We start from the raw sequence: 20093 nt of genomic DNA on the forward strand, positions 1-20093 counted from the left end.
TTATTGAGATACAATCTCAATTGAGACTTAGTCTCAATAAGAAGGGGGAGCGATGAGCCGAATGCTGGCGGAGCGACGCGACGGCGGGCCGGGCATGGTGTCTCTCTGCGACGGCTGCGAGGACGTCCATATCCGGTGGGGCGAGCTGACCTTGTCCCTGGGCCGGAGCCGGTTCCTCGAGCTGGTCCGGATGCTGAACGAGGCGGCGCGCCTTATAGGCGTCGAGCCGCGCCGGGCGGACGCGGGCGCGGAGCGGGGGGCGGCATGGACGCACTGAGCCCCGCCGACCGGGAGGTCGTCGACCGGCTCTTCAACGCGGCCTGGCGCGAGGGCTACGCTCAGGACCGCGGCCTGCGCCCGAACATGAGCGGCGAGGGGAGCTGGGCGACGGTGCGGCTGGCCGACGGCCGGGCGCTCGTGGCCGGCGTGGCGTCGATCGGCGCTTTGGACTGGGTCCGGACGCAGCCTCCTTATTATGTGCGCCCGGACGCGGGAGCGGCGCCCGAGCCCGTGACGTCGGTGTCGCAGGTGGTCGACCTGTGGGACGACGGCTCCTCCGGCTTCGGACGCTTTCGCGACGAGGTCATGCAGAGCGCGGCCAATCTCGGGATGATCCTCGAGGCGTCGGACGCGCGCGCCCTCTCCTTCGCCGGCGGCGCCGAGGGCCTCATCGCTCTGGCCCACGATGGCCGGGCCGCGCTCGAGGGCGTCCCTCCGGAGGCGTGGCTCGAGGGCTGGATCCTCCGGGGACATCCGTTCCACCCCGGCTGCAAGACGCGCTCGGGCTTCGACGCGGCCGACATGGCCCGCTACTCGCCCGAGCTGGGCCTGGAGCTCGACGCCCGCTTCGTCGCGGTGCGCCGCTCGCATCTGGTCGAGCGCCGGGCGCCCGGAGCCAAGGAGGATTGGCCCGCGAGCTGGCGCGAGGGGGTCGCTCGGGAGCTCGGCTCCCGCGGGCTGGCCGCGGGCGGCTTCGGCGTGCTTCCGGCTCATCCCTGGCAGTTCGAGAACTCCTTGCCGCGGATCTTCGCGCGGGAGATCGAGGCCGGCGTCGTCGTGCCGCTCGAGTTCCGCGCTCCGGTCCGGCCTCTCGTCTCCTTGAGGACCTTGGTCCCGGTGGGGGAGCCCGGCGCCTGTCACCTCAAGGTGCCCCTCGCCATCCAGGCGACGAGCGCCCAGCGCACGGTCTCGGCGCCGTCGGCGGAGAACGGCCCGGCTTTCTCCACCTGGATCGAGGCCGCGCGCGCGGACCTTCTTTGGTCCGGCCTATGGGAGCTGCAGTCGGAGGAGCGCGGCCTTCATTACTGGGATCCGGGAGCGGACCCGCGCGACGCCGCGGCCCTGGAGAAAGCGCGGCACCTGTCGTTCCTGTGCCGCCGCCCGCCGTCTCCGGCCGGCGGCCGGCTCGTTCCCGCGGCCCTGCTGCCCGAGCGTTCGCCCGTCGACGGCAAGCCCGTGGTCCGGGAGCTGCTCGAGCTCTACGGGGCGGGCATCGGCTGGTTCTTCTACGACTACGCCGCGCTGACCTTGCGCGCGATCCTGCCGCTGGCGCTGCGCGAGGGGATCGCCCTCGAGGCGCACGCCCAGAACTGCCTCGTGCGTTTTCAAGCGGGCGCGCCGGTCTCGCTGGTGCTCCGGGACCTGGGCGGCCTCCGCGTCCTGCCCGAGTGGGCGGGCGCGGCCGGGCGCGGCCTCGCCCTGCATCCCGGGACCTTGATCAAGGCGGAGTCGCCGCGCGACCTCGTCTCCAAGATCCACCATACCTGGCTCCACAATCATCTCGCCCCGCTCGCCCGCGCGCTCGCCGACTGCGGGAACGTCCCGGAACAGGTGCTTTGGGCGGGGGCCCGCGCCGCGGCGCGCTGCGTGTTCGACGAGGCGGCCCGGTCCGCGCCCCCGGGCCGCGCCGAGGCCCTGCGCGAGGCGTTCTTCGCCCCGCTCGCGCGCGTGAAGGCCCTGACGCGCATGCGCCTCGCCGGAAAATACTTCCAGTACGACTTCGCCGAGGTGTCCAATCCCCTCCATGAGGCGTAGGGACTTCGCGCTGGTCTGCGCCGGACAGATGCTGGGGCTCGCGGCCCTGGAGGCGGGCCTGTGCGCCACGCCGGCGGTGCTGGCGTCCCTCGGCGCGGAGTCGGACGCGAGCCTGGTGTTTTGGACGGGCCTCTCGCAGTGCGCGGCCGCCGGGTTCGCCATCGTCGCGATCCCCGTCTGGGGCCGCGTCGGCGACCGCGTCGGGCGGGGGCGGATGCTGGTTCGCGCCCAGGCGGGCCTGGCCGCCGCGCTGGCGCTGATGGCCTTGGCGCGGTCGCCTTGGCAGGTGGTCTTGTCGCGCGCGCTGCAGGGCGCCTTCGCGGGGACCACGCCCGCGGCGCTCGCTTTGGTCGCGGGCGGCGCCGACGGCGCCCGGCTCATGGGCTGGGTCCGGTCGTACGGCCTGGCCGGGGCGGTGGCCGGGCCCTTGCTCGGAGGACTGCTCCTGCCTTTCACCGGCGCGACCGCGCTGTTCGTCGGCGGCGCCGTCGTCTGCGCGGTCTTGGCGGCCGCGTCCTGGGGCGTGCGCGAGGAGCCCGCCGCGTCCGCGCCCCGCGTCGCCGCCGCCGGCCCCGGCCGTCTTTACGCGGCGTCCGCCGGGCTGGCCTTCTTCCGCGGCTTGGAGGATCCGCTGCTGCCCGTGGTCGCGAGGACTCTCGCGCCCGGGTCGTGGGTCGCGCTGTCCGGCGCGGGCTTGTCCGTCAGCCGCGGGGTCCAGGCGCTGGTCTCGCCTTGGTGGGGCCGCGAGTGCGAGCGGCGGGGCCTTCGATCCGTCCTCGCCTTCTGCGCGCTCGGGGCGGGAACGTTCACCGCCGCGCAAGCGCTGGCGGGAACGCCCGGAACGCTTCTCGCCGCGCGCGCGGCGCTCGGCTTCTTCGCGGCGGGCGCCGTCGCGGCGCTGTACGCCGCCGCGGGCGAAGCCGGCGAGCGGCGGGGCGAGGCCGTGGCCTGGACCGCGAGCGGCCTGCGTCTGGGCGGCGCGGTCGCCGCGGGCGCGGCCGGCCCTCTCGCGGCTTTGGTCGGCATCCCCGCGACCTTGATCGCGGCCGGCGCCGGCGTCGCCGCCGTTCCGCGCCTCGTTTTCCGCCGTGAAGATAAGGAGGAAGCATGCGCCGTTTCTTGTTCGACTGGCACCTGACGCTCGGTAAATCCGCCGGCGCCCTCATCCTGATCTGGAGCGCGAGCGGCGCGCTGATGATCCTCGATCCCATCGCGCGGCGCGCGTTCGACGCGGAGATCCCGAAGATCGAGGCCGTTCCCGTCGACGGCGCTCGCTTCACCTTTCCCGTCTCCCGTCTTCCGGTCGACGGGGCCTCGGCCGTCGCGCTGCGCTCGTTCGACGGCCGCTCCTGGTACGAGGCGCGCTGGCCCGACGGCCGCGTCGCGGGCTTCGACGCCGCGACCGGCGCTCCGGTCCCGGCCGAGATCGGGCCGGACGAGGCGCGCGTCCGCATCGCGAAGGCGCTGTCTCCGGGATGGACCGCGCTCGGGGTCGACCGGCTGACGGCCAACGACGATCACTACCGCCCGACGGACTTCCCGGCGTACCGTCTTACGCTCGCCGGTCCCGGCGCGCCGGTGCTGTACCTGTCGTCGCGCGACGGCTCGGTGCTCAAGACCACGACGCGCCTGTCCCGCGCCGCGCGCTGGCTCGGCATGGGCGTGCACGCCTGGAATCCCGAGGCGCTCAAGCGCTCGTTCGACACGCCGCGCCGCTGGGCGCTGGCCTTGCTCGTGGCCCTGCCTTTGTTCCTGCTGGCCGCGGTCTCGTACGCCTTGCTCTGCCTCCGGAACGAGGGCTCGCCCGTCCAAGCCGATAAGCCGAAGCGCGTCGTCGCCGCGCTCGTCGCCGCGGCGCTGATCGCGGGCATGCCGGGTGCGGCCTCGGCTCAGGCCCTGGCCCGGGTCGCGCTGCCGCGAGCCGGCGCGCCCCTGACGCCGTCGCTGGCCGTTCCGGGGCCCGGCGCGCCGATGCTCCCGGCGTCCTTGCCCGGAGTCCCGGCCCTCTCCGTTCCGCCGCCCGCGCTCGCGGCTCCGGCGCTCGTCGCGCCCGTGCCCGTCGCGCTCGCCGCCGCGGCCGTCGTTCCGGCGGCGGCCCGCCCCGCGGCGCCGCGCGCGAAGCTTGCCGCCGCGCTCGCGCCCGCTTTCGCCGTCGACGCGCGCGTCCCGCTGGAATACCAGGTCTCCGGCGGCCGCGCCGCGTTCGACGGCGTCGTCTCGAGAGAGGAAGGCTCGCCCGTCCCGGCGGAGGCCTTCGTCTCCCGGGCGAGCGGCTTGTCCGCGGCGTCCGTCCCCGAGCGTCCCCTTCCGCCCGCGGCGGCGAAGCCCGCCGCGCCGCGCGGCCCCGACCGCAAGGCGCTGTGGGGCATCTACGTCACCCACGCCGCGCACCTGTTCACGATGTCGGCCGCGTGGCGCGTGGCCTGGCCGCTGCTCGTCATCGACCTCGCCGGCAAGGCGAGCCTCGCCGCCATCGGCTCGGGCGTCGCCCTCGTCGAGATGGGCACCGGCCTCGTCGCCGGCATGATCGTCGACCGTCTCCTGCCCCGCAAGTCCATGGCCGGCGCGGCGGTCGCGCGCGCGGCCATCGCGGTCGGGCTGTACGCCGCCGCCTCCGCGGGCGGCATAGGCTTCCCGCTGCTGTTCGGCGCGTTCCTGGCGCACAGCTTCGCCCTGACCACGATCCACATCGGACAGTCCTCGGCGGCGCCGGCCGCCGCCGGCGACGCGCCCGGGGCGCTGCGCCGCGTCAACTCGACGCTGAAGATCGTGACGGCGGCCGTCTCGATCCCGGGCTCGTTGCTCGGCGGCTGGGCGGTCGCGTCGCTGGGCGTGCCCGGCGCCTTGCTCGCCTACGCCGCGGCGAACCTCCTCGTGCTGGCGCCGCTCTACTCCTGGCTCATGCCCGGGACGACGGCGGCCGCTCCCGCGCCCTCGGCCGTCGTCGAGCCGCCGGCCGGGCCGAAGCGCGCGCCGGGCCTCTGGGAGGCGGCGAAGCTGATCTTCACGAACAAGATCCTGGCCGCCGCGCTGATCGCGATGGCCGCCGGCGTCGTCTTGGTCGAGCCTCTGCGCAGCACGACCTTGCCGATACTCGCCAGCGACCTGTCTCCCGCCTCGGCGGCGATGCTCCTCGGGAGCTTCCAAGCCGCGTTCTACGCCGGACAGTTCGCGGGCAACTTCGGCCTGCTCAAGTGGGGCGAGAGGCTGTCGAACCGCTCCTGGATACTGCTGGGAGGGGCGGGCCTGCTGTCCTTCGGCTTATTCGCGCTCGCGCCGGTCCACGTCGCGTTCGCCTTCGCCGCCGCGGCGCTCATCGGCCTGCTGACCCAGCCCCTGTCGGTCGTGGCCAAGACCGTTTTTCAAGAGGAAGTCCGCCGCCTGCGGCCGGATCTGCTCGGCCGCGCGATGGGCGTCAACAATCTCTTCTATCGTCTCGCCGTGAGCGCGGGCACGGCGCTCGTGGGCTGGACGGCGGTGGCGGGAGCGGCCTTGGCCCTCGGCGCGACCGGGACCTTGGCGGCCGTGTACGGCGGCGTCGCCGTCGCGCTCGCCGCGGCCGTGTTCCGGCTCATGCGCCGTCCGGCGCCGGCGGCGTTGGCGGCGGGCGTTCTTCCGGCCCCGGCCGCGCCCGACTTCCGCGGCTCGCGCGAGATCGCGCGGGACGAGGCCGCCGAGAAGCTCGAGGCCGCCGGCCTGCCCGCGATGCTGGCCGGACAAGGATTGACGATGTGGCACGTCCTGCGTCATCGCGGACGCGGCGGCGAGCAGGTGCACCTGACCTTCGGCCTTCCTCCGGACGGCCGTCCGTTCGAGCGCGGCGGCGGCGACCCCGCCCGGCGCGAGGAGCTCGAGCGCCGCCTCGAGTCGTCCGCGGCGCGCATCACGGCTCTCGTCGCCGAGACGCTCGGCGTCGATCCGGCGAGCGTCGTCCTGCACGAGCGCCTCGTCGAGGGCTGCTGCGGCGCCGGCTGCCAGTCGTGCCTCCTCGGCGACGGCGAGTCGAAGCACGCGAAGACCTGGACCGGGCTCGATCGCGGTCCGGCCGCCGCGGCCGCCGTCGCGTTCCTTCCGCTCGCCGCGGCGCTGCCCGCGGGCGCGTTCGAGTGGCACATGTTCGCCGGGACGGCTTTCGGCGTCGTCGCGCTGATCTACGCGGTCACGGGCACGATCAGCCTGCTGACGCAGCCCATCAAGTCCCTGTTCGACCCCGGCCTGCCAGCCGCGCCCGAGGTCGTCGTGGATCCCCGCCGGTTCCCGCTGTCCCCGGCGCAGGCGGCCGAGGCGCTCACCGCCGAGGAACGCGTCGCGCTCAAGCCCGGGATGCCGCTGCTGCGCGCGGCGGCCGGCTCGCCGCAGCGGCGTTGGTACGAGTTCCAGACGGCCGACGGCCGGACGATCGAGGTGCACGCGCGCACGGGGCGCCGGCTGGTCTCCCCGCGCGGCGCGGCCTTCGCGCGCGGACAGGTGAACCGCTGGCTCGCCGGCACCCCTTGGAAGGCGGCGGGACCGGCGAAGCTCGTCACGGTCCAGGGCGAGTACTACCGCAAGGGGGAACTGCCCCATTATCAGGCGGACCTGGAGGGACCGGGAGGCTGGCAGGTCTTCGTGTCCGCCAAGGACGGCCGGATCCTCGAGGTCCACTCGCGCCTCTCGCGGACGCTCAAGTGGGTCGGCAAGGGCCCGCACGCCTGGGGCATCAAGGCGCTCGACAAAGTGGACACGCTCAAGCGCCTGCTCGCGCCCCTGCTGCTGGGCGTGCCGGTCCTGGCGCTCGCGGTCACGGCCTTCTGGCTCAAGGCCAGCCGCGGCTTCCCGCTCGAGTTGCCCGCCCTATCGGACGGCGCCTGGGCGTGGCATAAGTTCTTCGGCTCGTGGTCCTTGCTCGTCCTTCTCTACATGGGCGTGACCGGGCCCTTGACCCTGTTCATGCCGATCGCGACGAAGAAGCTGACGCCGAAGCTGCCGAAGGGCGGGAGCCTCGCGCCCGAGGCCTTCGTCCTCTCGCCGTCGGAGGCCGCGTCGCGCCTGCCGGCGGGAGCGGCGCCCGCGCGGGTCCAGGCGCGCTCCTCCCGCCGCCGCGCCTGGTACGAGTTCGAGCTGGCGGACGGCTCGCGCCGCGCGGTCTCGGCCGCCGACGGAAGCGAAGTCCCGGTGTTCATGACCGCGGCCGAGGTCGAGGCTGAAGCGCGCGAGTGGCTCGCCGGCTCGCCGTGGACGCCGAAGCCGGGCGCCGTCTTCCTCGAGTCCCACGACTCCCATTACAAGGATTTCCGCGAAGCGGAGATCCCCGTCTACAAGCTCGAGCTCGAGGGGCCCGGCGGCCTGCGCGTGTACCTGTCGGCGCGCGACGGCCGCCTCACGAACTCCGGGATGTCCGTGCGTTCGCGCCTGTCCCGCTTCCTGGGGACCTTCGTGAAGTCCGTCCACGCGCTGGAGTGGGGGCCGTTCGCGCGGCATCCGAACCTGCGCCGCGTGGTCATGATCCTCTTCCTGACCTTGCCGGTCGCGCTCACGGTCGTTCTGGGGCTGCTGGCGTGAACTTCACGCTGGAGGCGATCAAGCGCGCGGCGGAGGGGCGCGGCGTCTCGTGGTCCTATCCCGCCGGCCGGGAGAACGACGAGTTCCTGACCTTGCATTTCGGGGGCCGGGCCGTGACCGTTCAAAAGACGCGGACGCCGTTCATGTCCGCTCTCGCGCTCAAGCTCAGCACCGATAAATTCCTGAGCGGCGCGCTGCTGGCCGAGGCCGGCCTGCCCGTCCTGCCCAAGCGGCTCTGCGTCTCCGCCGGGCGCGAGGAGCTCCGCTTCCTGGAGGAGCACCGCGCTCTTGTCGTCAAGCCCAACGCCTGCGACCGCGGCGTCGGCGTCACCGTCGGCGTGCGCGACCCCGAAAGGCTGGCGAGCGCGGTCGCCGGCGCACTCATCAGGGGGCCCGCGCTGCTCGAGCCCCAGTTCGACGGCCGGGAGCTGCGCGTGCTGGTCATCGGCGGGCGCTTCGCGGCCTGCTATGAACGCGTCGCCGCGGGCGTGACCGGCGACGGGGAAAAGTCGGTCGGCCGTCTCCTCGACGATGCGAACTCCGACCCGCGGCGAGGTTCGCTCGTCAAGGGAAGCGCCCTCGCTTCGATCGGGATCGACGCGGAACTCGACGAGGCCCTCGCCGGGCAGGGCCTTAGGCTCGATTCCGTCCCGGCGGCCGGGCGGAGGGTCCGCCTTCGCGGTCCCGCGAACATCTCCCTCGGCGGCGAGGCGCTGGACCGCACCGACGACCTGCATCCCGACTACGCCGCGGCCGCCGAATGCGCGGCCATGGCCCTGGGAGTCGACGTCGCGGGAGTCGACTTCATCTGCGGCGATCCGGCCGCGCCCCTTCGCGGGCCCGGGGACGGCGTCATCCTCGAGGTGAACAGCATGCCGGGAGTGCGGGGGTTCCTCTTTCCCAGCCGCGGACGGCCACGTCCGGTCATCGAGGCGTACCTCGACTACCTCCAGGCCCGGCTCGACTCCGCCGTTTAGGGGCGGTAGGGCCCGATGTCGCCGGGCAGCCGCAGCATCTTGTTGACCTCGTCGAGGTGAAGCTCCTCGCTGACGACCATGTCGCGCGCGTACTCCTCGAGCAGGACGGACTTGCCCTCGGCGAGGCTCAGCAGCTCGTTGTAGGCCGCGAGCGCGGCCCTCTCGTGGTCGAGGCTCTCGCGCAGGATGTCGCCGATGTCATGCTTCTCGGTCTCGAGGAGAGGGCCGATCTTGAGCGAAGGATGGCCGCCGAGCAAGGTCACGAGCTCTCCGGCCTTGTGCGCGTGCGCGAGGCCCTCGTTCGCGGCGCCCTTGAGCCAGGAGACGATGGGCAGGCGGTTGTAGCCGTAGACCATCAGCGAGTAGTGCGTGTAGCGCACGACGCCGGCCAGTTCGAGCTCCATGATGCGGTTGAGGGTGATCACCGCCTTCTTCTTGTCCTGCGTGTTCATTGGGAATCTCCTTGCTCCCGTCGAGGATTCCCCGGGCCGGGCCGCGTTGTTGAAATCGCATCTCAATAATAGCACAGGTCTTATTGAAATGCAATCTCAATAACGGTTGGACTGTTGCAGGAGTGCGTGCGTGGCCGGAAGATATCCGGCGCTTGACGGACATGCAAGGAGCCGAACATGCTTAGACTCGCCGTCTCGATTCTTCTGTCGACGTTGATCCCCGCCAAGGGCGCCTTCGCGGCGGCGACGAGCCCCGGAGGGGCTCGGGTCGTGCCGCAGGACGCCGCCGAGCGCAAGAACCCGAACTCGCCGGCGGCCGGCGAGGGCGAGGTCCCGGAGCGGATCACGAAGGAGCACTGGGCCTACGCGGGGGTCGCCGAACTCCAGGAACGATACGGGGCGGGCAAGCCTCTGCCGCCGGAGGGATGCTCCAAGATCGAACTGCTCGATTCCTTCATCGACGCGCTGGCCAAGGTCGCCGAGGAGTTCAAGCGGCGCGGCGCCGCGAACATCCGACGCGACGACATGGACGGCATCCGGTCCCTGATCGTCGCCCTGGAGGACGAGCTGTTCGGGCGCGAGGCGTACCTGACGCTCCGCGTGAGCATCGAACGCCTCCTGGCGCTCGTCGAGCCACCGGTCCCGATCTTCAAGTACAAGATCGGCGTGGACGGCTACGCGCGCGCCGAGGGCGCCCACGGCTTCCGGATGCGGGACCTCAGCTACGTCCCGAACCGCGACGAGGGGGGAGGCACCTACCGGGTCAAGCCTTACGCCTATTGGCACCCGAACGACCGGTGGGACATCCACGCCGAGGGCCAGGCCTACGGCTTCGCGCGAGGCGGCGATGATCACGCGAACAAGGCTTCCCTCTATCAGGGGTTCGCCGAGGTGCGCATCCCCAATGAAGGCCTGCCCGGCGTCAATTGGGCCGCCCTGAAGGTCGGCCGCCAGGAATTCGTCTACGGGAGCGGCTTCATGCTCGGCTCGGACACGTTCTTCGACGGCTTGTCGTTCGACGCGGCGAGGCTTCGGGTGCAGCCGCGCTCCAACATCACGCTCGATGCGTTCGCCGGCAATTACGCGACGCCTTTCTCCGGGGGGGTGAAGGGAGGCCTGTCGGGCGCTTATCTGACCTACCACCCCTCCGATGACAGCTCCCTCGAGGGCTACGCCATCCGCGACCTCGGCGCCGAGCAGCGGCGCCCGGAGGAGCGCCTGGACAGCCTCGGGCTGCGCAGCGTCGGCGGGGTCGGCATCTTCGAGGTCGAGTCCGAGGCGGTGCTGCAGAGCGGCAACGCGTTCGACGAGGAGACGGGGCGCATCGAGCGGATCAAGGCGGCCGGAGGCCACGTCGACCTGACCGGCCAGTTCCGTCTGTTCGGACGAGACAATGCGGTCTTCATCGGCGCCGCGGCCGGCACCGGAGACGTCAACGACTCCAAGAAGGAATTCAGGAACCCGAACAACGACTCCGCGCTCATGGGCGACATGCACGTGGTCGGAGACCTGTCGGGCGCCGACCTCGGAGACCATCACGCGAGCGGCATGCAGATCTACACGGTCGGCTGGGGCATCGACCTCACCCGGAAGCTCAACCTGACGGCCACCGGCCGCAAGTTCGCCGCGACGAGCGTGGAGGACGGCTTCAGCCGCGACATCGGCCTCGAGACCGACGTCAACCTGACCTACTCGCCGAACAAGGACTGCACGCTCATCGTCGGCTACGACCATTTCTTCCCGGGGCGGTTCTACCGCGACGCGTCGGGCAGCGGCAAGGGAGCCGATTACGCGTTCGCGATGCTCGTCTTCAATTACGACTGGACCCGGAGGAAGAGATGACGCGGGGAAGAGCCGGGCTCGCCGCGGCGGCGGCGGTCCTCCTCGCGTCGGCGGCCGGACTCGGCGCGCGCGCCGAGGCGCCCTCGAAGTACGCGGCCATGACGGAGGAGATCGGCGTCCTGCTCGACGAGGCGCTCGGCCGGTACAAGAAGGGAGACGTGGAAGGCGCGAAGCGGAAGACCGAGACGGCGTATTTCGAGGTGTTCGAGAACCTCGAGGGGCCGATCCGGATCAACGTCTCGGCGCAGGCCAACTACGAGCTCGAGGAGGAGTTCACGGTGATCCGGGCGATGTTCGCGCGCAAGGAGCCCGTCCCGGCGGTCGCGGCGAGGATCGCGGCCTTCATGCCGCGCCTCAGGCGCGTCGTTCCGCGGCTGGAGGGCGGCGTCGAGCTGACGGCCGCCGGCGTCGACGACGAGGCGCCCTCCCCGGCGGCGGGGGCGGACGGCATCGCGCCGGCGTGGCTCGAGGTCCGCAAGAACATCGAGGCCGGGCTCGCCGGCGCCCTCGAGGCGTATGAGCGGGGGGACAAGGCGAAGGCCGCGGACCTCGTGAGCCGGACGCTCCACGAGCATTACAACAACGGCGTCCTCGAGGTCGCGATCCGCAGCCACGTCTCACAGGCCCGGAACTTCGACCACGCGTCCAGGTTCTCCGACGTCGAGGGGCTGATCAGGTCCGGCGCGGACGCGGCGAGCGTGTCGGCGAGCATGAGCGCTCTCCTCGACGAGCTGCGCAAGGACCTCCGCGGCCTGCCCCTCGTCGCGGGAGCCGTCCCGGCGAAGACGGCGGCCGCGGCGGCGGAGCGGGATTGGAGGAGGACCGCGGCCGGCCTCTTCCGGAAAGCGAAAGAGGCGGCGCGGCGCGCGATCGGCATGGGAGGCGGCAACAGATGAAGAAGAGTGTCTCGGTCTTATTGCTGCTCGGGGCGTTCGCCTCGGGCTCGGCGTTCGCGTACGAGGAACGGATCAAGGAGTACCCGATCGGGACGGCCAAGGAGATCAACCGCATGCGGGTCGCCGCCGTCTACCTGCTGCCGATCGACATGGAGCCCAGGGGGATGGATCTGCCTCAGTCGCAGGCGGACGTCCATCTCGAGGCGGACATCCACGCATCGAGGGGGAACCTGAACGGCTTCGGCGCCGGCGAGTGGATCCCTTTCCTCAAGGTCTCGTACACGCTGGTGAACGTCGATACCGGAGAGACGAAGTCCGGCACGTTCATGCCGATGGTCGCCAAGGACGGGCCGCACTACGGCAGCAACGTGAAGATGATGGGCGCCGGGAACTACACGCTCACCTTCGTGATCGATCCCCCGTCCAAGCAGGGATTCGGGCGGCATACCGACGTCGCCACGGGCGTCGGAAAATGGTTCCAGCAGTTCGCGGTGAACTATTCCTTCAAGTGGGTCCCGATCAAATAGGACGATGAGATGATCTCATCGCTCGCGGACGTCGTCGGCGCGTTCACTCCTCTCGCGTTCATCGCCGGGTTGATCCTGGCTTCGCGGCCGCTGCGCGACGGGCGCAGGACCTCGCGCTCCGCGCTGGCCGCCGTCGGCGCCGGTTTGACGGCGGCCGTGCCGGTCTGCGCGTTGGCGGCCCGCGGCGGGAACCTCCTCGCGGCGCGCGTGCTCCTCGATGCGGCGGCCATCGTCGCGGCGTTCGCTCACGCGGCCGCGTTCCTTCTGCCGGAGAACCGCCGCATCCGCGCGGGAGCCGAGGTCTTCTTCCTGGCCGCGCTGGCGGCGGCGTCCATGGTCTCCTTCCTCAGTTTGATGGACGAACGCGGCATCTCCTCGTTCGCGGTCATCAATACCGAGCTGCTGTTGAACGCGGGCGCCGTCTTCTTCGGAGCGTGCCTGATCGCCTGTTTGACTCCAGTGACGGCGAACGCCGCTCCGAAAAGCGGGAACCGGGTCATCGTCCGCTGCCTGCTCGCCGCGTCGGCGCTCGTCGTCGTCCCCCGGCTCGCGGACGTCCTGCTGGGCCTCATGCGCCTCAAGGCGATCGAGGTGACGGGGGGGCTCCTGTCCTTCGCGGCCAAGACGAACATGTTCGCCGCCGCCGTCCCGTACCTGCAGCTCGCCATGGCGGCCGGGTTGGCGGCGGCCTACGCGCGGCGGCGGAGCGTCTTCCCGGCGGGGGAGCTGTCGATGTCGAGCGCGCAAAGACGGCAGGCGCTCGCCGTCGAGCGGAGCGAGGCGCGATGGGTCCGCGGCTCGGCGGCGCTCGTGTGCGCGGCGCTGGCGGCGCTGCTCGCGCACGACCTTTACGCCGGCAGGCCCGAGAAGATCACCCGCCCCGTGAGGCTCGAGGCGGACGCACGGGGCTTCATCCGGGTCAAGACCGCCTCCGTCGCCGACGGCGACCTCCATCGCTTCTCCTACGTGACCGACGACGGCCATGTCGTCCGCTTTCTCCTCATCAAGCTGGAAGGCCTCGTGAAGAAGAGCCGCATCGGGGTGGTGTACGACGCGTGCGTGATGTGCGGGGACAAGGGCTATATCCAGCGCAAGCGGGAGGTGATCTGCCTCGCCTGCAACGTCCGGATCTTCAACCCGTCGATCGGCAAGGAGGGCGGGTGCAACCCCATCCCGCTGAAGCACGCGGTCGAGGGGGAGCACGTCGTGATCGCCGCGGAGGAGCTGACGCGGGGCGCCAAACACTTCTCGCAGGTCGTGTCGATAACGGTCAAGGACCCGGTGACGGGCAAGGAGCTGGACTCGCTGAAGGCGCCCGCCCGCCACGAATACCGGGGGGCGAATTATTTCTTCGAATCCGAGGCGTCGCAGGCCCGCTTCATGGCTTCGCCGGAGAAATACGCCCGGAAGCCGCTCCCCTAGATATGTTCCTCGCCATGGTCAGGCAGTCGTTCCTGAGGGGCCGCCGGCGGAAGGCCCTGGCCGTCGCGACGATCATACTCGCCGCGAGCCTCATCACCGCGCTCATGAACCTGTCCATCGGCGTCGGCGACAAGATGGCCAAGGAGATGAAGTCCTACGGCGCGAACATCACGGTCGCGCCGAACAGCGAGAGCATCTCGCTCGACATCGACGGCGTCGATTTCAATCCGTTGAAGGGCCAGGTGTTCCTCGAGGAGCGCGACCTGCCGAAGATCAAGGATATCTTCTGGCACAACAACATCATCGGGTTCGCTCCCTTCCTGAAGGTCGCAGCCGAGGTCGCCGGAGCGGACGGTCCGGTGCCCCTCCTCGGGACGCGGTTCGATGTGCCGCTGCTCCTCTCCGAGGACGAGGAATTCCGGGTCGGGGTGAGGGCCATCAACCCCTATTGGCAGGTCCGCGGCCGCTGGCCCGAGGACGAGGACCGCGCCGGCGTGCTCGCCGGCGCGGAGCTCGCGCGCCGGCTCCGCCTCGACGTCGGCTCCCGGATCGCCGTCAGGATGCCCGGGGCGGAAAGGCTCGTGACCGTGAACGGCATCCTCCATACGGGCGGGCCGGAGGAGTCCTTCCTCGTCGCGCCGCTGCCGCTGGTGCAGGAGCTCGCCTCGCTGCCCGGCAAAATCCAGAACGTCAGCGTGAGCGCCTTGACCGTGCCGGAGGACCGCCTGTCCCGCAGGACCCGCAACGGCTCCGACGCCCTGGACGCGCTGGAGTACGACCTCTGGTACTGCACCGCCTACGTGAGCTCGATCGCCCATCAGATCGAGGAGGCCATCCCGAACTCGACCGTGCGTCCGATCTGGCAGGTCGCGGCCAGCGAGGGGACGGTCATCAAGAAGCTGCAGCTCCTGATGCTCGTCGTGACGGTCGCGGTGTTCATCGCCAGCGGGCTCGGCATCTCGTCGCTGATGATCACGACCATCATGGAGCGGTCGCGCGAGATCGGGCTCATGAAGGCGCTCGGCGCCTCCGAGGCGGAGGTGCATCTCCTGTTCCTCGCCGAGTCCGTGGTCGTCGGCGGCGTCGGCGGCCTGCTGGGATGCGCGGGAGGGGCGGCCCTCTCGCAGGTCATCGGGCTGTCGATCTTCGGCTCGACCGTCGCCTTCAACCCCGTCGCCGTCCCGGTCGGCGTCGCGGTCTCGGTGCTGATCGCGCTCGCCGGGTCGCTCATGCCGGCGAGGCTGATCTCCCGGCTCCATCCAGCGGAGGTGCTCCATGGGCGGAGATAAGACCGGCGTCATGACGAACCGGCGGATGTTCGTCCGGATCCTCGCCGCGTCGCTCAAGGAGCGCCGCAGCCGCGTCTCGATCGCGTTCTTCTCGATCATGATCGGCGCCTCGGTCATCACCGCGCTTTCCTGCGTCCATTTCGACGTATCGGCGAAGATGAGCCGCGAATTGAGGGCGTACGGGGCGAACGTCTTCATCGGCCCGAAGGACCCCTCCGTCGCGCGCGTCCTGGACGCGCGCGTCGTCGCCGAGGCGCTCTCCCTGCTGCCGGCGAAGAACATGGTCGGCGCGTCGCCCTACCTTTACGGCGTCGTCAGGCTGGACCTGGGAAGCGCCGTCCTCGCCGGGGTCGATTTCTCCGGCCTGCGGCGCCTGTCGCCTTACTGGCAGGTCGACGGCCGGTGGATCGTCGTCGATTTCGACGACCGCTCGTGCATGATCGGCAGAGCCCTCGCCAAGAGGATGGAATTGAAGGCCGGAGACAGCGTCACGGTGACGAAGAACGAGACCGGATTCCACCGCAAGCTGAGGATCAAGGGCGTCGTGGAGACGGGGCAGGCCGAGGACGAGCGGATCTTCGTGAACCTCGCCCTCGCCGGCCGGATCCTGGGCCAGCCCGGAAAGGTCAACCACGCCATGGCGAGCGTCGTGTCGGAAGGCGCCGACATCGGCGCGGCGGCGGCGGGGATCGGCGCCCGTTTCCCCGGCCTCGAGGCGAGGCCGATACGGAGGATATCGTACTCCGAAGGGAAGATCCTCGATAAGATCAAGGGGCTGATGGTGCTGATCGCGCTCATCGTGCTCATGGTCACGACGCTCTGCGTCATGACGACCTTGATCGCGATCGTCGCGGAGCGCACGCGGGAGATCGGGCTCATGAAGGCGATCGGCGCGGATGACCGCGGCGTCGCGGTCCAGTTCCTGTCCGAGGCGCTGGTGATCGCCCTCGCGGGGATCGCCGCGGGCCTGGCCGCGGGATTCGGCCTCGCGCAGGTCCTAGGGCAGGCCGTCTTCGGCTCGCGGATAGCGTTCCGGGCGGAGGTGCTGCCCGTGACCATCGTCCTGTCGCTGTTCGCCGCCCTGATCGCCGTCGCCTTGCCGCTGAAGATGGCCGTCCGCGTCGTGCCCGCGCAGGTCCTCAAAGAGGAGTAGGAGAGAATATGCCGCAGCTGATGCTCGAAACGAAGGATCTCACGAAGCGGTTCGGGAAGGTGACGCCTCTCGACCGGGTGAACATGCAGGTCGAAAGCGGGGAGTGGGCGTCCATCATGGGCCCGTCGGGCTCCGGGAAGACGACGATGCTCAACATCCTGTCCTGCCTCGATTCCTCGACGGAGGGACGCTACATCCTCGACGGGACCGACACCTCCCGCCTGACCGAAAGGCAGCGCGTGGCCGTCCGGCGGGAGAAGATCGGCCTCATCTTCCAGCAGTTCCATCTGATCCCGTACCTGTCCGCGCTCGAGAACGTCATGCTGGCCCAGTATTACCACAGCACCATCGACAAGCGCGAGGCGAAGGAGGGGCTCGCGCGCGTCGGCCTGGGCCACCGGATCCATCACCTTCCTTCCCAGCTGTCGGGAGGCGAGCAGCAGCGGGTCTGCATCGCGCGGGCGCTGATCAACGAGCCCTCGATCGTCCTCGCCGACGAGCCCACGGGCAACCTGGACGAGGCGAACGAAAGGATCGTGCTCGATCTGTTCAAGGACCTTCGCGCCCAGGGAAGGACGATCGTGCTCGTCACGCATAATCCCGAGATCGCGCGGTTCTCCGACAAGGTCGTCCGGCTCCATCACGGGAAGATCGAAGCGTAGGGCGGGGGTCGTCGTTCGTTTATCTTGAGATAAAACTGACTCCCGTCCTACGGCCAAAACCCCGTGAACTTGGAGCTCTTCGTCTCTTGGCGCCGTCTAGTCGCGGCGGGCGCGGGCGCGTCCGGCCTTGTACAGGAACGCCGCCAGGACCGCGATGAGCGCGGCGAGGACGGCCTGCAAGGTCAGGAAGCAGGCGACCTTGAGGACGGCGAAGGCGGGGGAGACGAAGCGCACCAGCCAGCCCGAGGCTTCCCCGAGCAGCGCGGAGCCGAAGCCGAGGCCGATGATCCAGCGCTTCGTGCGGTCCTCCCACGGGGCGAAGATCGCCAGATGGGTGAGCAGCAGGATCATGATCCCCATCGTGGCGAGATGGGCGTGGCTGACCTCGAGCATCGAGGCGGCGCTGCGCGGCTGGGAGAACTCCGCGGCGTCGCCCAGGTAGTAGGCCTGCACGGAGGCCGGCGTCAGGTCCATGCGCTTGAGATACATCGCGGCGTTGGTGACCCAGAGGCCGGCCGCGAAGAGCAAGGTCCAGGCCAAGGTCATCCGCATCAGCGGATGGTTCTGGAAGCCGCCGTTCTGCATGTATTTCACGGGCGAGAGTCTATCACTTCGCGCGTTCGGCGTTAAGGACCTGATGGACGGCGAGCGCGCGCCTGACGGCGCGCGTCACGGCGTCCGCCGTCAGCGACGCCCCGGCGATGTTGCGCAGGCCGCGCCGCACGGCAAGGTCGTCGTCGAGCCGGCGTCCGGGGAGCTGGCCGAGCCAGCGCTTCGAGGCCAGGTAGTCGTCGGGCTCGGCGAAGGAAAGGATCTCGACGAAGCGCACCTCTCCGCCGGCGCCGACGACGACCATCACGGTCTCGTTCATCGTGCGCACGAGGTGGGACTCGAAGTAGGCGGTCGTGGAGCCGGCGACGTAGTAGGTCCAGACCTTCGACGGCAGCCGGGAGCGGGCCGCCGTCTCGACCGCCTTGGCCTGCGCGTCGGTCAGGAAGGCCGTGCGGCGCTCGGGCGCCGCGCCGGGGAAGGCGATCGCCAGCGCGTCCTTCTGGGACATCAGGACGCGCGCCCGGGCCGGGGCCGCCCCGAGAGTGAGGGCGGCCCCGGCGAGAAAGGCTGCGGCTAGAAGATGTACGCGAGACCCATGTTCCACTGGTTGACCCCGGTGCGCGCCTGGTTGCGCATCCACTGGAAGTCGGCCTTCACCGCCACCTGCGGGATCGGCTTGTAGGTGAGGCCGGCGGTGTACTCGACGCGGCTGCTCGCCGGGTTCTTCGCGAACGCCGACGGGGTGTCCGCCTGCGTGTCGTAGCGCTCGTAGCGGAAGAACGGGGCGAGGTACTGGCCCTTGTTGTTCTTGACGAGCGAGAGCACGTCGTAGGCGCCCTCCACGTAGCCGCCGAACAGCTTGCTGCCGACGGAGGTCTTCGCCGCGTTCGTGTAGCCGTTGGCGATGTTGACCAGGTCCGCGTTGCCGACGCGGCCCTCGGCGTACAGCGCGCGCAGCTCGGCGCCGCGGTACTCGGCCTTCAGATGGCCCTCCCACATCGACACCGGCACCGAGTTGACGACGAGGCTCTGGTCGGCCTGGCCGACGTAGAACGAGCCGCCGACCATCACGCCCGCGACGGGCTTGTAGTCGACGCGCGTGACGGAGGCGAAGTCCTCCGCGTAGCTCTTCGCGCCCGACGAGCGCCCGCTGCGCAGGCCGGTCGAGGAGGTGAAGCCGGAGACGCCCGTGTTCGTCGTCGACTGCAGGCCGGTGACGAGGTAGGAGCGGTAGGTCACGGACCCGACGTCGCCGAATATTCCGGCGCCGTTCTCGCGCCAGGTGGACGGGATCACGTTCTGCTCGACGCTGGTGCGCTTGACGCCGTGGAACGTCGTCGGCTCGTGGATCTCGTTCTGCAGGCCCATGGGGACGAGGACCGTGCCGGCGCGGACGCCGATCTCGTCGCGGAAGCGGAAGTCGACGTAGGCCTGCTCGACCGACACCTCGCCGCGGGTGTTGCCCGTCGTGCCGTGCTCGAACTCGAGCTCGGAGTTGAAGGTGATCCAATCGTTGAACTTGTAGCCGACGTACAGGATGGCCCGGAGGAAGTCGACGGTGTCGCGCGTGCCGGCCGCGGCGCCGTCCTGCTTCTGCTTGGAGACGTTCGTGTACACCATCTCGCCGTAGCCGCCGAGGGAGACCTTGTTTGGGCGGGCGCGGTAGACCTTGGACGCGGCGGGCGCGACGTCCGGGGACGCCGACTCGGCGACGGGATCGGCGGCCTCCCCGAGCTTGATGCTCTCGATCTCCTTCGTCAGGAGGTCGACCTTGCGCTCGAGCTCGCCGAGCTTGGCGGCGTCCTGAGCGAAGGCTGGCACGGCGGACGACAGGGCGAGGACGACGGCGAGCGACGAGCGGATGAGGGGCTTCATGAACGACCTCCTTTAGTGATCACGACGGGTGTTCCGGTATCGAAAAAAGACAGTCCTCGGAAGGACGGGGGGGTCTTTCCGAGGACGAATAAAGCGGTGGACCAGGCGTCGGCCTCGGCCGCGCTGGGCAGGACGGCGGCGGCGGAGCCGGGGCGCCGTACGGCCTTGCCGTCGAAGGGGTCCTTGATGTGGCCGGGGCGCTCGCTGTCGCCGGACACCGACACGGACGCGTCCTTCACTATCAAGGACTCGGCCCGGCCGGGGAGGGCCACCGGCCATTCGCCGAGGGCGAGAACCTGGCCGCCGAAGTTGAACAGCGCGCGCGAAACGCCGGCTTCCTTCAGGACCGCCGCGGCTTTGTCGAGCGCCCGGCCCTTGCCGATGCCGCCGAAGTCGAGGCTCATGCCCGCGGGCAGCTCGACCGTGAGGGCCTTCGGGTCGAGGCGCACCTTGCTCCAGCCGTCTCGGGCGATCGTCGGGTCGAAGGCTCCGCCGGTCTCCCGGGCCAGCCGCAGGGCTTCCTCCGCCGCGGCGTACAGGTCGGCGGAGACCCTCGCCGGACCCGTTCCGGCCGTGCGGTTGAGCGCCGAGGCCTCGCTTTCCTTTTTATAGAGGCTCAGGACGCGGTCCCAGCGCTCGATCTCGGCGAAGGCGGCGCCGACGGCGGCGTCGGACGCGCCGGGGGCGTCGATCTCGCACAAGGTCCCCATGACCCAGCGCACGCGCCGCGCGCGTCCGATATCCGCGCCGAACGCGTGCGCCGCGAGCGAGAGGAGGAGGGCGGAGGACAGCGCCTTTTTATTGAGAATCATTTTCAACAAGGATAATGTAGCACAGGTCCTTATTGAAACGCAACATCAATAAGAAAAGA

Annotated in this window: 17 protein-coding genes; 12 read left to right on the top strand and 5 right to left on the bottom strand. The window is 70.4% G+C overall.

Features of this window, described 5'->3' with window-relative positions; genetic code table 11:
• Positions 1 to 52 precede the first annotated feature (52 nt).
• The 5 genes from HYV14_17580 to HYV14_17600 are packed head-to-tail and all read left to right on the top strand — an operon-like array spanning position 53 to position 8552.
• Positions 53 to 277, top strand: a complete 225-nt coding sequence (locus HYV14_17580; GenBank protein ID MBI2387800.1) for a hypothetical protein — start codon at positions 53 to 55, stop codon at positions 275 to 277.
• Positions 265 to 2034: a hypothetical protein gene (locus HYV14_17585; protein MBI2387801.1), complete on the top strand. Its 1770-nt coding sequence runs from the start codon at positions 265 to 267 to the stop codon at positions 2032 to 2034. The genes HYV14_17580 and HYV14_17585 overlap by 13 nt, the downstream gene beginning before the upstream one ends.
• A complete protein-coding gene (locus HYV14_17590) occupies positions 2024 to 3172 on the top strand; it encodes an MFS transporter (protein MBI2387802.1) in 1149 nt (382 codons plus the stop codon). The genes HYV14_17585 and HYV14_17590 overlap by 11 nt, the downstream gene beginning before the upstream one ends.
• Positions 3142 to 7575, top strand: a complete 4434-nt coding sequence (locus HYV14_17595) for a PepSY domain-containing protein (GenBank protein ID MBI2387803.1) — start codon at positions 3142 to 3144, stop codon at positions 7573 to 7575. The genes HYV14_17590 and HYV14_17595 overlap by 31 nt, the downstream gene beginning before the upstream one ends.
• Positions 7572 to 8552: a hypothetical protein gene (locus HYV14_17600; protein MBI2387804.1), complete on the top strand. Its 981-nt coding sequence runs from the start codon at positions 7572 to 7574 to the stop codon at positions 8550 to 8552. Before HYV14_17595 ends, HYV14_17600 begins: the two co-directional genes overlap by 4 nt.
• Here HYV14_17600 and HYV14_17605 read toward each other — a convergent pair.
• A complete protein-coding gene (locus HYV14_17605; protein MBI2387805.1) occupies positions 8549 to 9004 on the bottom strand; it encodes a bacterioferritin in 456 nt (151 codons plus the stop codon). The two genes, HYV14_17600 and HYV14_17605, sit on opposite strands and share 4 nt — an antisense overlap.
• A gap of 177 nt (positions 9005 to 9181) precedes the next feature.
• Here HYV14_17605 and HYV14_17610 point away from each other — a divergent pair, with 177 nt between their 5' ends.
• From HYV14_17610 to HYV14_17640, 7 genes are read left to right on the top strand one after another with little or no spacing between them, the layout of a single operon-like run.
• Positions 9182 to 10846: an alginate export family protein gene (locus HYV14_17610; GenBank protein MBI2387806.1), complete on the top strand. Its 1665-nt coding sequence runs from the start codon at positions 9182 to 9184 to the stop codon at positions 10844 to 10846.
• Positions 10843 to 11742 carry a hypothetical protein gene (locus HYV14_17615; GenBank protein ID MBI2387807.1) on the top strand — a complete coding sequence of 300 codons (900 nt, stop codon included), beginning with the start codon at positions 10843 to 10845 and terminating at the stop codon, positions 11740 to 11742. The genes HYV14_17610 and HYV14_17615 overlap by 4 nt, the downstream gene beginning before the upstream one ends.
• Positions 11739 to 12269 (top strand): iron transporter, encoded by a 531-nt coding sequence (locus tag HYV14_17620; GenBank protein MBI2387808.1) that lies wholly within the window; start codon positions 11739 to 11741, stop codon positions 12267 to 12269. Before HYV14_17615 ends, HYV14_17620 begins: the two co-directional genes overlap by 4 nt.
• 9 nt (positions 12270 to 12278) lie before the next feature.
• Positions 12279 to 13691, top strand: coding sequence for a DUF2318 domain-containing protein (locus HYV14_17625; GenBank protein MBI2387809.1), 1413 nt, complete (start codon positions 12279 to 12281; stop codon positions 13689 to 13691).
• Positions 13692 to 13693: 2 nt separating this feature from the next.
• Positions 13694 to 14980, top strand: coding sequence for an ABC transporter permease (locus HYV14_17630; protein MBI2387810.1), 1287 nt, complete (start codon positions 13694 to 13696; stop codon positions 14978 to 14980).
• On the top strand, positions 14967 to 16133 hold the full coding sequence (locus tag HYV14_17635) for an ABC transporter permease (GenBank protein ID MBI2387811.1): 1167 nt from the start codon (positions 14967 to 14969) through the stop codon (positions 16131 to 16133). The genes HYV14_17630 and HYV14_17635 overlap by 14 nt, the downstream gene beginning before the upstream one ends.
• Positions 16134 to 16141: 8 nt before the next feature.
• Positions 16142 to 16795 carry an ABC transporter ATP-binding protein gene (locus HYV14_17640; GenBank protein ID MBI2387812.1) on the top strand — a complete coding sequence of 218 codons (654 nt, stop codon included), beginning with the start codon at positions 16142 to 16144 and terminating at the stop codon, positions 16793 to 16795.
• Between the two features lie 96 nt (positions 16796 to 16891).
• Here HYV14_17640 and HYV14_17645 read toward each other — a convergent pair whose 3' ends face one another.
• The 4 genes from HYV14_17645 to HYV14_17660 all read right to left on the bottom strand — a co-directional run bounded on the left by HYV14_17645 (position 16892) and on the right by HYV14_17660 (position 20034).
• Positions 16892 to 17389 (bottom strand): hypothetical protein, encoded by a 498-nt coding sequence (locus HYV14_17645; protein ID MBI2387813.1) that lies wholly within the window; start codon positions 17387 to 17389, stop codon positions 16892 to 16894.
• A 13-nt stretch (positions 17390 to 17402) separates the two neighbouring features.
• Positions 17403 to 17855, bottom strand: coding sequence for an FMN-binding protein (locus HYV14_17650; protein MBI2387814.1), 453 nt, complete (start codon positions 17853 to 17855; stop codon positions 17403 to 17405).
• 65 nt (positions 17856 to 17920) lie between these two features.
• Positions 17921 to 19222 carry a hypothetical protein gene (locus HYV14_17655; GenBank protein ID MBI2387815.1) on the bottom strand — a complete coding sequence of 434 codons (1302 nt, stop codon included), beginning with the start codon at positions 19220 to 19222 and terminating at the stop codon, positions 17921 to 17923.
• Entirely contained in the window at positions 19219 to 20034 is an 816-nt protein-coding gene (locus HYV14_17660) for an FAD:protein FMN transferase (GenBank protein MBI2387816.1), read from the bottom strand. The genes HYV14_17655 and HYV14_17660 overlap by 4 nt, the downstream gene beginning before the upstream one ends.
• Between the last annotated feature and the right edge of the window lie 59 nt (positions 20035 to 20093).

It is taken from the genome of Elusimicrobiota bacterium (genome assembly GCA_016182905.1).
Classification (GTDB): domain Bacteria; phylum Elusimicrobiota; class Elusimicrobia; order UBA1565; family UBA9628; genus GWA2-66-18.